General features: G+C 41.0%; 10 protein-coding genes. 2 read left to right on the forward strand and 8 right to left on the reverse strand.

Annotated features, from left to right (window positions below; all coding sequences use genetic code 11):
• Positions 1 to 812: sulfatase-like hydrolase/transferase (locus MWU78_RS02575; protein WP_246994698.1), on the forward strand; the 812-nt coding region annotated here is incomplete at its 5' end.
• A 238-nt stretch (positions 813 to 1,050) separates the two neighbouring features.
• Entirely contained in the window at positions 1,051 to 2,514 is a 1,464-nt protein-coding gene (locus MWU78_RS02580) for a sulfatase (RefSeq protein ID WP_246994700.1), read from the forward strand.
• Positions 2,515 to 2,629: 115 nt separating this feature from the next.
• Here MWU78_RS02580 and MWU78_RS02585 read toward each other — a convergent pair whose 3' ends face one another.
• From MWU78_RS02585 to MWU78_RS02620, 8 genes are all read right to left on the reverse strand, one after another.
• A complete protein-coding gene (locus MWU78_RS02585) occupies positions 2,630 to 6,148 on the reverse strand; it encodes a sulfatase-like hydrolase/transferase (protein ID WP_246994701.1) in 3,519 nt (1,172 codons plus the stop codon).
• Positions 6,149 to 6,544: 396 nt separating this feature from the next.
• The gene (locus MWU78_RS02590) at positions 6,545 to 7,348 is read right to left on the reverse strand and encodes a DUF1080 domain-containing protein (protein WP_246994703.1); all 804 of its coding nucleotides are present in this window, start codon (positions 7,346 to 7,348) and stop codon (positions 6,545 to 6,547) included.
• Between the two features lie 3 nt (positions 7,349 to 7,351).
• Complete coding sequence (locus MWU78_RS02595) at positions 7,352 to 8,581, reverse strand: VCBS repeat-containing protein (protein WP_246994705.1); 1,230 nt, start codon at positions 8,579 to 8,581, stop codon at positions 7,352 to 7,354.
• Between the two features lie 2 nt (positions 8,582 to 8,583).
• Positions 8,584 to 11,265 carry a c-type cytochrome gene (locus MWU78_RS02600; RefSeq protein WP_246994707.1) on the reverse strand — a complete coding sequence of 894 codons (2,682 nt, stop codon included), beginning with the start codon at positions 11,263 to 11,265 and terminating at the stop codon, positions 8,584 to 8,586.
• A 370-nt stretch (positions 11,266 to 11,635) separates the two neighbouring features.
• A complete protein-coding gene (locus MWU78_RS02605; RefSeq protein ID WP_246994709.1) occupies positions 11,636 to 12,349 on the reverse strand; it encodes a ThuA domain-containing protein in 714 nt (237 codons plus the stop codon).
• 57 nt (positions 12,350 to 12,406) lie between these two features.
• Entirely contained in the window at positions 12,407 to 12,598 is a 192-nt protein-coding gene (locus tag MWU78_RS02610; RefSeq protein ID WP_246994710.1) for a hypothetical protein, read from the reverse strand.
• 211 nt (positions 12,599 to 12,809) lie between these two features.
• Positions 12,810 to 14,522, reverse strand: a complete 1,713-nt coding sequence (locus MWU78_RS02615) for a sulfatase (protein WP_281503787.1) — start codon at positions 14,520 to 14,522, stop codon at positions 12,810 to 12,812.
• A gap of 47 nt (positions 14,523 to 14,569) precedes the next feature.
• Positions 14,570 to 16,081 (reverse strand): sulfatase, encoded by a 1,512-nt coding sequence (locus tag MWU78_RS02620; RefSeq protein ID WP_246994715.1) that lies wholly within the window; start codon positions 16,079 to 16,081, stop codon positions 14,570 to 14,572.
• Positions 16,082 to 16,086 lie beyond the last annotated feature (5 nt).

The raw sequence follows: 16,086 nt of genomic DNA on the forward strand, positions 1-16,086 counted from the left end.
CCTATGGTACACCCCACGCGCCATACCACACTGCCCCGTTGGAATATAGGAACCGATTTGATCCGGAAAAGATCCAACTCCGAAGAAATGTACCCGATAGTCTTAAGGAACGGGCAAAAAAGGATCTGGCAGGTTATTATGCTCATATAGCGGCACTGGATGATATGATAGGCAAGGTGATAAAAAATCTAAAGGATTCCGGTCAATTTGATAATACCATCATAGTATTTACTGCAGATCATGGGGATCTACTGGGCTCCCATGGAGCCTATAAAAAGCAACAACCTTACGAGGAATCCGCAAAGGTGCCTATGCTGTACTATATTCCTGAAAAATTGAAAATCGCTGCAGGAGAACGGGAGGCTTTAATGAATTCCGAAGACATCATGCCCACCCTTTTAAGTCTCTGCGATATTTCCATCCCCAACACTGTGGAAGGATTGGACTATAGGCCTTATATGGAAGGGAAAGAGGAAATAGGACATGCTACCTTGCTCACCTGTGTACAACCCTTTGGGCAATGGAACAAGGTACAACATGGGGCAAGGGAGTACAGGGCCATAAAGACCCTACAGTATACCTATGCCCGCGATTTGAATGGCCCGTGGCTGCTGTTCGATAACATCAATGACCCATACCAATTGTTCAACCTTGTGGGCAATGAGGGCTATACCACCCTTCAGGACGAATTGGAAAAACAGCTATCCCAACGCTTGAAAGAAACCGGAGATGAATTTCTTCCGGGAATGGATTACATAAAAAAGTGGGGCTATCCGGTTGATGAAACTGGTACAGTGCCTTATACTAACTAGCTAATTTCTGGTGGTATGTCATAAACGGTTTAAATTTAAAAAATGCGTGTCACGGGACACGCATTTTTTAATTGAATAATAAAGTAGTACTATCAGATTGGAGTGCAGAAGAGTTGACCAAAATTAATATTCAATATTTATTATTTTACAAGTAAATTACTTGGCATTAACTATGACCTCAATTTGATATGTACGGTTGGCAACTTCAGCAATAGTTATATAATGTTAAATTTCCTATATGAAAATTATAAAGACGCTCTTTTCACTTTTAGCCCTTTTACTAATTCTAGGGTCTTGTAATTCCAAAAAGAAGGTTGAAACTAATATAATTCATGAAAGGCCCAACGTATTGTTTATCGCCGTAGATGACCTTAATGATTGGATTGGGGTTCTTGGAGGTCACCCCCAAGCCAAAACCCCCCATATGGATCGGTTGGCTCAGCGTGGCGTTCTTTTTAGTAATGCGCATTGCCAGGCTCCAGTTTGCAATCCCAGTAGGGCAAGTGTTATGACCTCCTTATATCCCAGTACCTCTGGTATTTACTTTTTAAATCCAGATATTACAGAATCTCCTGTGGCAAGTAAAAATATAGTGATGCCAAAACGGTTTCAGAAGGAGGGTTATAATGTTTTTGCTGCGGGTAAAATCTTCCACAATGGGAAAGGAATCAACGAAACCCATATTCCAAATTATGCAGGGCAATTTGGCGGGTTTGGGCCCATGCCCGAAAAAAAAATAAGTACATATCCGGGCCATCCATTGTGGGACTGGGGGGTCTATCCTGAAAGTGATGAACAAATGCCCGACTATCAAATTGCAAGTTGGGCCGAAAAAAGATTGGCGAAAAAACAAGAACAACCTTTTTGGATGGGCGTTGGTTTCTATCGTCCACACGTGCCTCAATTCGCACCGCAAAAATGGTTTGACTTGTATCCATTGGAATCTCTACAGCTACCTAGCACCAAGACGGAAGATCTGAATGATGTTTCTTCCTACGGTATCGATATCACCCGCTTAAATCATGTGTCGCCAACTTTTGAATGGGTGACCGGGAATAAGGAATGGAAAACTTTGGTACAGTCCTATCTGGCCTGTGTAAGTTTTGTGGATGATCAAGTTGGTCGGGTGATTACTGCACTGGACAATGGGGACTATGGCAAAAACACTTATGTGGTATTATTTAGTGATCATGGTTTCCACCTGGGCGAAAAGGAACGCTTCGCCAAACGGAGCCTATGGGAAGATGGGGCACGAGTACCATTGATAATTATTGGACCCGGTATTCCTAAGGGAAAAGTTATTAATAAGCCAGTTCAATTATTGGATATCTACCCTACGTTGCTTGAATTGACCAATCTTAAACCAGATTCTAAACACGAAGTAAATTCTTTGGTGCCATTATTAATGAATAGGGAAACTGAATGGTCACATTATGCCAGAACTTGTTTTGGACCTGGCAACTACACCATCATATCGGAACGTTATCGTTATATACAATATAATGATGGGTCTGAAGAATTTTATGACCATGAAAAGGACCCACAGGAATGGTACAACTCCATTAGCAATGTGGATTATGCCGATATAATTGCCCAGCACAGATTGCAGGTGCCTCAAGAGCGTTATAAAATTCTAGGGCAGGGATCTACCGGGCATGAATCTTATGAGGCTACCGAAAAAAAGAAAACTCGATTAGATTGAATGACGGATATAATAATTGAAAATATAATTTTTTCGATACTCAATTTATTTTACTGAGCATTATTTATGGTCAATGTTAAACATAAGAATGTGAAAATAGTTAGTAGGAAATACATTAAAATGAATTAATCACCAATTTTATCTCATGTTTACCAGGCTCCAACCTAACCGAACCAAAGGCCGATGCCACTTTCTTCCCGTTGTGCATTAGTTCTTTTCCAGCTGAAGTAGCAATTTCAAATTCGGCAACCATATTGGCAGGAATTTCAACGGTATACAATTGTAATCTAGGGCCTTTGGAGGTGTAGCGGGCCTTTATTGTTCCTTTAATAGTAGGCACTTCGATAGTACTATTCTTTAAATCCCCCAACTGCGGTTTAATGGTAGCAATGCCAAAACCTGGGGTTTTTGGCTGAATCCCCCATAGTCCGCGTGGAATGGCATTAGCCGGTACAGCTCCCCATGCATGGTTCCAATCCAAATTATTTTTATACTTTAAATCCCACGCTTCCAAGGTGATGGTAGATCCTATACGGATCATATTGTACCAACTTCTGTCACTTGTGTCCGTTAACAAATCCAGGGCATAATCTGCCGCGCCCGCATTGTATAGGCCGTCCATCAAATATTGGGAACCATATACACTACAGGCCATTCCCCTCGATTTTACAAATTCAACCACCGATCCAATATGTTCCTCGGGTACCATATTGAATGCCAAAGGCATCATATTGGCATGTAAGGATGCATGGTCTGTTCCAATTCCGTCTATGTAGATGCCCCTCTTAGGGTCGAACATTTTTTCATTGAAGGCCTTCTTCGCTTTTATTGCTCTCAATTTAAAATCCATGGCTTCATCGGTTTTACCCAAAGCCTTCGCGAATTCAGACATGATTTTCATGTTCTGGTAATAAAATGCATTGACAACGGTATTATAATCCTTAAAAACATAACCATCACGTTCGCCTTTGTTCGTAGGATCTCCACCCCAGCCTGCAGAGGGCCAGTCAACAATATCCCTAAAGGTTTCCTTTAGATCTTTTGAAAATCCAAGATTGGCCATCAATTCTGGAGTCATTTTGGTAGAGGTTATTAAGCCGTCTTCATTTGACAGCTCATATAGGGTTTTATACTTTAGTTGGTCGTAGTATTTTTGGATAAGCTCAGTATTGCCTGTGTACATATAGTCGGCATAAAACATAAGTGCTACGTGTTGCTGCCATTCGGTAGGCCATGTAGGGTGTTTCATAAAATATTCAATGGTCTGCCTAGCCATTGCATATTCGCGATCAGTTGTATAATGGCTCAATTGGTTTAAATAGGCGTCGGCTTCATAAGGAATCCGCTCACGGTCCCCATCTACGTATAACCCGTTAAAAGTTGTGGCTTTAATAGAGTATTTACACAAATCCCAAATTTGATTCAAAATATCATCTGTACTCGTGAAACTACTGCTGTCATCTTCCCAGTAACTGTGATACGCTAGTTGCGTGAAATTCTCAGCAGTCAAGGGCTCTTTGGCCCCGTCAACCTCGGCATATCGAAAAGGCAATAGAACCGGAAAACCTTCTGGTAGCGGAAGGGCTTTGCCAGGCAGGGTGTTTCTTTTGTCCGGTTTGATCTGAAGTTGATATTTGGTTTGATTGGGGGTAACTGGGACTTCAATTTCTTGGTACCTGATATGGCTCTTTTTAAAAGGTGTCCTATTGATACCTTTACCTTCTAACTGTTCCCCGATCCTGAAAGTAAGGGTATGAGCGGTTTTGGCATTGTAGGTAAAATCAATGGTTGCGAAGGCCGCTTTCCCAAAATCGACAAAATACGTATCACCTCTTTTTTCGAATAGGACCGGTTTTATTTTATCTATTTGAAAACTGTTAGGTGTTGTAATGGTTGTTTTGGGACTGCCCATAGTGAACGTCTGGGTATTGGAATATCGTGAAAGACGATTGTCCTGGTCCCAAATGCGCACTTTCCAGAAGTAGGTCTCCCCACTTTTCAACTGCGCCCCTCCATGTTCTATTTCTGTTGAGGTGTTGGATCTTATTTGCCCACTATTCCAGACATCACCTATATTATTATTTATTTTTTCTTCGGAAGAAGCTACCAATATTTGATAGGCCGATTGGGAAACTGCGCCATCCGGTACCACCCATCCATATTCCGGTTTGGAATCAATTATCCTAACCCCAGTGGTGTTTCTTATCCATTCAATAATTAAATTGGACGGTCCTTTGGAATAATCATCCGAAAGTTCAACAATAAGCTTGTCCGTTTTTCCCCGGAAAGATTTAAGCTTTTCAGCATAATTTGAATCTTTCGCTAGGTTATTGATTTCTTTTGGGTCATCTTTTAAGTTATATAGCTCTTCAAAAGACTTATCATTTACATAGCGGAAGTATTTCCAATATTTGGTACGTACACCCTCGCTAGGAGGAATGTTTTCAAACTCCCAAAGATGTTCGATCAAAACGGTATCCCGATCAAAGTTTTTCTTGGAATTATCAGCAATTGGCATCAGACTTTTACCTTGCCAAGTTTCGGGTTGTGCAATGCCGGCTAGGTCGAGAATAGTGGAGGGAACATCTATGTTCAATGCCAAGGCATCGCTGTCTTTTTGTTTTTTTAAGCGTGGGTCAAAAACAATCAAGGGTACCCGAACCGAATTATCATATAATAACCATTTTCCGGCAAGCTGACGCTCACCCAAGAAATAACCATTATCTCCCATCAAAATGATGACCGTATTTTTATCAATTCCCTTTTTCTTCAGCTCTTCCCTGATTGTGGCTATTTCACGGTCAATACCCGAAATCATTCGGTAATAGCCTTTTACACTGTGCTGGTATTTTTCTGGAGTGTCATAACGCCAGGTCCAGCGCAATCTGTTAAAGCCATCCCGTACAAATTTTGGCTGTGCTTCAAAGTATTTTTCTTCCCCCAGGTCGGGTTCTGGAATATCTATGTTCTGAAGCAACCCATCAGACTCCTGTTGCCAGAAGTATTGGTCTTTAGCAGAGTCTTGGGCATGGGGCGCACTAAAGCTCAACGAGAGGCAAAATGGAGTATTGATATTGGCATCCGCAATAAAATCTATAGCCTGTTGACCCGTATATCGGGTGAGGTGTACCGTATCTTTGTCTAGGGTCTTATAATAATATCCCCTCCTATCATTATATCCATTCCGATCATAGGACTCATAAGTATCAAACTGTTTTTCTAGATCATCATACCGAACACCGTATTTACCATAAAAGCCGGTATAGTAACCGTTTTTTTTCAAGATGGATGGATAGGAGTCGGCCATATAGGAATCTCGAATATTTCCCGTCTGGAAATTGAAGTTATGGGTGCGTTCGTATAGCCCGGTCAATATGCTCGCCCTACTAGCCGCACAGATTGGAGTGGTAACCATGGCATTTTTAAAATAGGTGCCTTCTTGGGCCAATTTGTCCATTTCTGGGGTGGAAATGAGTTTGTTGCCAGCATAACCCAAGGCATCAAAACGTTGGTCATCCGTTAAAATAAAGATGATGTTGGGTTTTGTAATTTGCTGTTCTTGTGTTGTTTTTTGTGCTTTTAGAGGAATGGCGCAAACAATAAAGAGTAATACAACAATAATTTTTATTTTCATCTATTGGTGATTTTTGTTTTTAATTGGCAGATGTAATTTGCCTATCATTAGTGGTCCATAAATTAAGAATTGTCAACATCAATTTCAAAATTAAGTTGTTTTCCATGGGACTGGAAGTTATACTTTTATTTATAAAAACAAAGTATTATTGGGATTGAAATAGACTTGATCAAATTTAAGCTTTATATGATCATAACCTGTCCTGTGCTGTCCTGTCATTAAATATACTTTTATTATATACTTGGAGTGGGGGAGTTGACATGCTTTGGGCAATAAAAAAAGGGATGAAAATTTTAATTTTCATCCCTTTTCCTATAGGAAATTTTTCAAGTTATAACAGAAGCCAAGAATTAAAGGTTGGGCTCTAATCTTCTTGAAAAGAAGCTATTGATATCATTATAAATTCTTCAACCTTATATTTCTATATTCAACCTTCATAGGGGGGCCAACATGTACCTGAACCCCCAAATACCCTGCGGATGTCTTGTTAACGTTGTCATCATCGATTACCTCGCTCATTAGAACGCCATTGATGTAATGCTGTAATTTGTTTCCTTTAATGATAAGGTGGGCTTCGTTCCAATCTTCACTCTTGATCTTTGTTTTTAATTCATCCGAGTCTCCAAGTGATTCCAAAATCTCCCTACTCTGCCAGGCATTCTTTGCTACATTGGCTCTTAAGTATCCTGGAGTATCAGGATTTGCCTGAGACGTTATTCTGGCCTTTTCACCTCTATAGGCCAAAGTAGTACGCTTTTTCTCTTCATAGTTCTGCCCGGTATACCTTATTTTTCCATCAATATCGGCTTGATAACCGCGTAACGCAAAAGGAATGGTATCTACTTTTTCACTGCGATAGTTTATACCACTGTTACCGGCTTCCGCAATACGGAATTCGAGTTTCAGTTCAAAATCTGCAGGTTGTCCTCCTTGATAAATAATAAAGGTATTGTTCTTCAATAAAGTAGTGGGGGTTACCTCACCCACAAGATTTCCGTTCTCCACCCTCCAATAGTTGGGGTCTCCTTCCCAGTTATCAAGTGTCTTGCCATCAAAGATTTGTACGAATCCGTCCTTTTCCGTTGTGGTCTCTGTCACTTCCTGGTTTGGTTTATCTTCTTTTTTTTCCTTGCAGGATTGTAAACCAATAATTGCTATCAGTACTAATAATAAGGGCTTAAACGTTCTTTTCAAATTCATTGTTTATTGTTTAATAGGTTCGTTGTAATAAATGTATAGGCCATCCTTTCCGGCCACTATAATATCTTTGTTTCCATTTTTTTTCAAATCAGTAACACTAAAAAAGACTCCGGTTCCTTTTCCCTGACCATATGGACCATAATCAATAACTTGCTTACTGAAACTCTCCCCGTTCCACCTGAAATAATAGAGTCCAAGATCATCGTAACCCCCGGGATCTTTTCCATTATGGGCACGGTAACGCTTACCTGTTACGAGTTCGTTTTCCCCGTCCTGATCAATATCGGTCCATTCCATACTATGGTATTGGGAATTATAGGGGTCAATGGCGTGTTTTATCCATTGGGATTTCTGTTTCTTGGTAGCAATTTTTTGTTCATACCAAAATAAACCGTAATCATGGCCTTGACCAACAATAAGATCTGAAAGTCCATCCTTATTTACATCGGTTACAATTATTGGTACGCATGCCGTGCCCAATTCAAAATCCTGATGAAGTTTCCATTTACCCGCATAGGGATCGTTAGGGGCTTCGAGCCAACCCTTTGGTGTAATAATGTCGTCCAATCCGTCACCATTTATATCACCAAAGCCCAACCCATGTCCTTGTGCACCAGAAATGGCGTGCTTAATGAACTTTCCTGCACCTTTTTTGTTTTTATCCAATTGCAATCTATAAATCACCAAAGAATCATTGGGAGTATTGGGGATTATTTCGATAGTGCCATCGCCATCCAAATCCCAAGAACGGGTGCTTTCAATGTTTCCTGCTTCAGCTATTAAATGTTCCTGCCATTCACCGCCATCACCAGGATTTTGCTTCCATATCAATTGTTTTCCAAACCAGCCGCCGGTAATAAAATCCATATTTCCATCCCCGTTAACGTCTAAAGGAATGGTGGAAAAATCATCATAATATTCGCCGTATCGTTTTGCTGAACCTATATAGTAACGGGTTTGAAATTCTGGTCCCTTATACCAATATGCCCCGGAGACCAGGTCGAGTACGTTGTCGTTGTCTACATCGAACACCCCTACCGTTTCATAGCTTTCGGAAGCAATCTGTTGTTTGGTGAACTTTAAAGGTTTCGATTGTGCAATTATAAAAGAACCCATCAATAAAAAGACAGCGTTTATAAAAAGCGCTGCACCGCCTATGTTAATTACACTTAACATAAACGGTGCAGGTTTTTTTAACCTGAATAGGTCAATTCCTTTAATTGTTTTCGCCATTCTTAATTATTGGCTTCCTTTTCTGAATAAATAGGATTTTCTGGATTTCCTCCAGCTACCAAATAGGCCAATAGGTCTTTCACTTCTTCTTCATTTAGTCTATTGATGGTTCCCGGGGGCATCCAAGAAATGCTGGACAGCTTAGTGTCCACCACTTGATCCTTAGGGATCTCACGGGTTTGATCGGGTGCATAGGGGTTTTGCGAGACAATATAATTTTGCTCGGTCTCGTTCATCAATCGTCCAGCGATTGATTTTCCGTCCTTCAGGGTGTACACCGTGGTATTATATTGGTCCGAAATTACATCGTTCGGTTCAATAATGGCCTTGAGTATATCCTGGGGTGAAAAACGGGTCCCCAATTGCGTAAGGTCCGGCCCAATATTCTCTCCTTCACCTCGCATGGAATGACATGTGATGCAAGTTGTAGCTGCAAACATGCTTTTACCGTACTCGAAATCCCTGCCTTTAAAGCCATCGGCCAATAATGGTTCTATTTCCTCCACTTTCCAATTGTGACGTGGACCTTTGGGCTGTACGGTGGAAACGGCCAAATCGGTGCCTGAGCTTGACAACAGTTCGGCGCCCGACATTTTATCGTAAAACTCAAATTTATCCTTGGGTACATGGGTCAGCGCTTTTTTCCTGGCCTTGTCTATGAAACCGATATAGCTTCTTCCTGCCTTGAAGGAAAAGGCCTTGTTGAACCACTTGAAATACTTTTTACGCAGTTCAGGAGTCCATCCCTTATCAACATCCTCCAGTACCATCCCGTAATAGGTATGCTGGGCGGGAGGCATATTTTTCAAAGTAAGGGCTATATCCATTCCATATTGTGGATTTCTTAAAATAAGATCCGAAGCCTCTGTGGCCGTATTGGCCATGACATCCGAATTTTCCCCTGCTTTCGACTCTAATAGTGCCAATGTTTTGCTTGCCACGGTTGGGTCATCCAAGTAAGCAAGTGTTTTGCTCAGCATTTGGTTCAAGACATCTGTAGTTGCCGGATATTGCGGCGAAAGGTAATCGATGACCTTGTTCTTAACGGATTTCCCCGGTACCCCAAATCGGGACAAAGTTAGCTCAAATGCGCGTAACTGGTCCACTTGTTGTTGGGGTGTAAGCTTGGAGTAATCTACTTCCAAAAGGGCATTTAGCATCTGGTTTTGCTGTGATTTTTTGCCATGTCTGGCAAGGGCTATAATTCCCTGTGCCATGGTAACCGGATCCTTTTCGGAAAGCACTTTGCCCTGCCATTCCTTGACTGGCTGATGCTCCACCGCAATACGTGCCGCATATTGGATAAACCGGTCCGTGTTGTTCAGATACGGCCATGCAAAGTCGATTGCGCCGCTCTTTGGACCTGTATGATATTCTTCCAATTGTCTTCTAATCTTGTTCTCTTCGGTAAGTTCGGATGCCTTGTTGGCAGCTGTTACAGCTTCGTTTCCGGTATAGTGTACCCGGTAAAGATCGGAATCCAATCTACGCCCTCCGGTCATGAAATACATGGCGCCATCAGGACCTATAACCCCATCCGTCAAAGGAAGTGGGATCCCGGATAAAAATTCCTCCCTCTCCCCGTTATAGGAAGATCCATTGGCCTTTAGGTGAATGGCATAAATGATACCAAAACTCCAATCGAAGGCATAAATGCTCTTTTGATATTTTTCTGGAAATTTCGCCCCTCTTCCGTAAACTACATTGGTAGGAGATCCCTGTCCAATATTTACGATGGCAGGAAGGTTGTCTGGATATGCCGGTGACCATTTTCCATTGCCCGTTCTCCAACCAAATTCGCTACCACTGGTAACATGGCAGATACGGGTAGGACGGTACCAAGACATACCCAAATCATATTCCATATCGGAATCGTATACAAACATGTCCCCTTCATCGTTAAAATCCAGATCAAATGGATTTCGAAAACCGGCACTTATCAATTCCCAGGTTTTTCCTTCTGGATCAATTTTAGCAATCCAACCCCCAGGGGCTCCGCGGTCATTGGCATGACCACGGGGATCTTTGATCTGAGGAAACAAGTTGTCGTCTTGCCAAACCATGGGCAAACGATAAGCATCCATTTCTGGAAGATCGGTATGATTTCCTGCTATAACGTAAAGAGACTCACCGTCAGGACTTAAAACAATACTATGTGGGCCGTGCTCACCTGCACCGTTCAATGCTTTTAACTGGGTAATCTTATCATATTGGTCATCGTTATCCGTATCCTGCAAACGATAGAGCCCACTGCTCTTCTCGAATTCATTATTACCGCGATGGTTCACCATTACATATAGACTATTAAAAGCGTAGAGCAATCCCTGGGCATAACCCATTTGAATTATGGAGTCGGCCACGGCCTCCCCTGTCTGTATCCTGAGTTTTTCAATCTTAGGCGTCAATACGTCAGAACCTATGGCAGGAAGCTCCAGGCGATATAAGGCACCGTGTTGATCTGCAGTAATCAGTCGGTCTTTGTGGTCGAAGGCCATGGCAACCCATGAGCCCTGATCGTTATCGGCCGGACTGTACAGGTGTTCCGCCTCAAAGCCGGGCTGTAATTTAAGCTTTGCCAATTTTGGAGGAAGCTCCTGGCCACTTGCGGTTTCCATTTTCTCGGTATTCTCACAGGAAACGGACAAAAGCATTGAAAAAATAAGTACGGCAATTAGTCTGGTCATTATCTTTTAGTTTTTAATTATGTGTCTAATATAATTATTAATTAATTGGTGATTTCATTAAAATTTAGGAATAATCAAAGTGAATTACCAAAGATATAGGAGCCGTTGGATTTAACTGTCCTGTGCTGTACTGCATTTTCCTGATAATTTTTTTTGATCTGATAATTTTCATATTTGTAGGTTATATTTAATACAGAATGGATTGAATTTTTATTGATAATGCTGGTGTTGTACAAAAAGGGGGGTGACCAGTCTTTTGATATATTGAACGGGGGCCTAATGGTATTTATCCCAAATGTTTTTATAACACCCAAAGATGAGTAAAAGGACATTATAACAATGGTTTTTGTGTTTGGAAAAGCATATTTAACTAGTGGGTTTTGAGCTTAAATGTTCGTTGCCTAGGTTGTTGTGCTGTTGGAAAATCGAGAGGGATGGCTTGCGTTACCTTACCCGATGCCGCCCATTCCGTTCCCCGCAAAAAGGAAACAATAAACCCAACATTTTCAAAAGAATCGGTATCGTGGCCCAAAGCGCTATGAAATATACGTCCCTTGCCATATTCAATGGTCATGAGCACAGGTTCTTGACGGTCCGTAGGGGCATTTTCACTTAAATCCTTACCCGTGGCCAATACCGTCATATTTTCGGCAGTGCCACGTAATTTGGCATAACATTCATCAACACCGGTCATCCACACCTTGGGCATACCCTTGGTTATTGGATGATCTATGTGTTGAACGGTAGCTGGAAAATGGTGTCGGTCTCCGTGGGCACCTGCAGTTCCCTCGCTTGTGTCTATCACCTTATTGCCCACGTTGTCATAATAAACATAAGGACCATCCTTTTCGGTCCTATCTCCCCACCCCCCTAAGCCAATCATTTGATTATAGGCCTCCCATTCAGGAAAAGAGTTGTTGGCGGCATGGATACTTACAAATCCGCCTCCATTTTGTATATAGGCTTTGAACGATTTTCGGGTTTCCATGGGCCATGGAGCTGCCTTCCATCCAAAGTTGGATATAACCACATCATATTTTTCAAAAGTAGGACTAAATGCCGGGTCTGTTTTAGGTTGTTCCAATATTTTACTTTTCCCAGTTTTTGCGAGGGGTAAATAATCCACTTCCCGTTCTGCCTTCTAAAGGTACTCGGTACGTTGGATATTAACCTCAAAAAGACCAGTTTCTTCAAGATATTGCTTCATCATAATGGTAGATCTGGGCCAAACAAGATGATTGTTTTGCCCGTCAACGATGAGAACTTTCATTTTACTTTGTGCAGTAATTGATAGTGATAAAATAAGTAGGAGGTAAGTGAGATTTAATTTCATGAATTTATTAATAAATTAAGGTTATTAGACAATGTTTGCTCAACGATCCTTAGAGTTTTCAATAATGTACAACAATATTATATAATATCGTTTGCGGTGTTCGAAGTAACACTGTTGCCTTCCCTCAATAAGAACTATTTGTTATTACGATATCATCAATAATTGGATCCACTTCAACAAGGCTGGGCTTGTTGAGATTTTTCTTTACATATTACTGGCGAGAACTCGGCTGTTTATAATGGGTAAATAAATCATAGAATGGCTCTTTCCTGACCTCATTGAACGGATTGTAATCAGGATTAACCGATGGCCAGTACCTTTCGTCGATATTGATTTTTAGCCAGTTCATTAACTTTTTGAACAAGGCCTCTCGCAAATCCGTTTTTTCGGAAGCCATATCATTTTTTTCAAAGGGGTCTTCCTTAATATTGTACAGGTGAAATCGTCCATACCAATCGAATATTAATTTATAATCTCCGTCCCGAATTGCAGAATGTGGTGTTAGGGCATATGGCTCGTAAGGACTATTGTAAATTACATTAAAAGGGTAGTGCCAATAGTGAGTTTCCTTGCTATACGCCTTCTTACTGTTTTCGGGGTCTGAAAGTAGGGGCAGGACACTTTCCCCATCAAGCTTGTTGGTCTTGGCAATAGTTTTTGCATCATAACCCGTAGCTTCCAAAATTGTGGGATAAATATCGGTGCAATCTACGGGTACGTCTACCCATTGCCCTTCTTTGATCTTTCCTTTCCATCGAAAGACAAGGGGTACGCGGATTCCACCTTCGGTTACGCAGGCCTTTCCTCCTAAAAAAGGGCTATTGTCCGTGCCTTCTCCATTTGGGGTGATTTTAGAATCGATCCCTCCGTTATCAGACATGAATACCACTAGAGTATTTTCGTCCAGGCCGGTTTCTTGAAGTTTTTTTAGAATTTCTCCTACTGATCTATCCAAACTTTTTATCATGGAACCGTAGACCGGATCTTTATGTCCGTTCCATCCTTTGGCAGGCTTGTTCTCAAAATAAGCAACTTCATTTTCTTTTCCCTGATAGGGGGAGTGGATAGCAAAATGTGAAAAATAAAGGAAAAAAGGCTGCTCTTTAAGTTTTGATCTTTTGTCTATGTAATTTAGGGCCTGTACCGTCAAGTCGTCCGTTAGGTAATCCTCATTGGTCTCCTGACCGGAATCGCCTATTTCCGAATATTCCTGTGGCATTTTTGGAAAGCGGGTCTTTTCTTTATTATCCCAGCTTTTTTTCCAATCATAATATACCGAGCCACCAGCGTCGAACCAGGCCAAGGGTTCAAACCCTTGGTCCGCAGGCTGGTATCCCTGGGCGCCGAAACCACCTATGTGCCATTTGCCAATAAAGGCAGAGTGATAGTCCTTTAATGCCTCGGCTATTGAAAGTTCGTCCTTACCTTTATCATAAGAATTTCCGGTAGGTACTGCGGAATTGGAGGTGCCATTGTTCAATGCCTGCTCTATCAAAATATTATCTTTATGTTCCAATACATCATGGACATAATATCCGTCAGGGACCGGTGAATTTTGATTGTAATAGGTTTCACGCGGGGGCATGGCGGTTGTAAAACCAAGTCTACCTGAATATTTTCCCGTCATGATACTTGCCCGGGTCGGAGAACATAACTGGTTGGCATAGGCCTGCGAGAAGGCAGTGCCTTCATGGACCAATCGGTCAATATTTGGCGTTTCGTAGAACATTTCAGAAGCCTCGACCCCAGTAAACTTATGCGCGTAAGCCTGACAGTCCATAATGCCGTAATCATCAGCTAATATTAAAATTATGTTAGGACGATTGGGTGGGGTCTGAGATTTGACTTTTCCTTCATTATTAAATTTGCATCCAAGGAATAAAAAAACCAAGAGAATTAGAATACCTTTTTTAATGATTGACATTTATAGCTTATGGAGTTAAATGGTTTTTAAATAACAATGAAATGAATTCAAGATTTTTTGGTTACAGTACCATTGAGTGTATCTTCAATACCTGGGTGGTGACCAAATTCTTCTTTTCTTGATTCGTCGAAATTTGGATTCATTATGGGCATGGCGGCATCGACATTCTTACGCCAGTTTTGTAGTAGACTAAATAGTTCGTTCGCTTTTTCAGTTTGGAATGACGCTATATTTTTCAATTCGCCAATGTCAGTTTTCAGATTATAAAGTTCTAAATGGTCATCGTCTAAAAAATGAATTAACTTATAATTACCTTTGCGAATGGCACTTGCAGGAACCCCATGATGATAGACAGGGTAATGCCAAAAAATGGCGCGTTCGGTATCGGGTTGTTCACCCAATAACTCAGGAACAATACTTTTACCATCAATCATTTGAGTCTCAGAAAATGTACCCTTGGCCATATCTACAAAGGTGGGAAAGAGATCGATACTGCTTATTATAGATTCAGAGATAGTGCCAGGCTTTGTTTTACCCGGCCATTTTACAATAAATGGTTCTCGAATACCACCTTCAAATAAGGTACCCTTTTCAGCACGCAAAGGCTTGTTCGATGATGCAATATATTGCAAACTATCACTTTTATAATAATGCAATTTATCTTTTGCCAATAAAGGTTTTTTGTCGTAACGACTGACCAATCCACCATTGTCTGAGAAGAAAACAATGATGGTGTCATCCTCTAAATTTAGTTTTTTCAAATTTGTCATAATACGACCTACACTGGAATCAATATTCTCAATCATAGCCGCATAAACGGCGTTGGATGGATAGTTTGAAGCCTTAGGCTTTTTAACATATTTATCGATTAATTCATTCTGTGCGTCTAATTGAACATGAACATCATAATGAGCTAAGAAAAGAAAGAACGGTTTTTTTTGGTTTTTTTCAATAAAATCAAGACCCAAATCGGTTATTGCCTCTGATAGCGACTTGTCTTTTGGAAAATCTGTTTTAGGATACATTTCATCATTAAAATTGAAAAAGCTGCCTCCTCGTTGAACTACACTTGTGTCGTATCCTTGATTCTTAGGATAATGTTTTTCGGTATGGCCCAAATGCCATTTACCAAAATAACCCGTGGCGTAGCCTGATCTTTTCATAGCCTCTCCTATGGTCTCATATGACAAAGGAAGGAATTGCGTTTTGTTAGTGGGTACCTTTAATTTTTCGTAAGGTAGCCAATGGCCTGGTATAAAATCATTTATTCCTATGCGGGCAGGATACTGCCCAGTTTGAATACTGGCCCGTGTAGGCGAACACACCGGATTGGCCGCGTAGGCATTTGTAAACTGCATGCCTTGGCTGGCCAATGTTTCAATATTAGGTGCCTCGTTAAATTCATTCCCATAATTAGGTAAATCTGCCCAACCAAGATCATCTGCCAAAATGAATATGATATTCGGTTGTTTCGTTGGTTCAGTCGTTTCATTTTTGGAATCAGATTTACAACTTGTAAAAGTTGTAACGACCAGAAAAAATATTAAAAGGCGTCTCATACTAT

This window comes from Arenibacter sp. F26102, assembly GCF_023015865.1.
Taxonomy (GTDB): domain Bacteria; phylum Bacteroidota; class Bacteroidia; order Flavobacteriales; family Flavobacteriaceae; genus Arenibacter.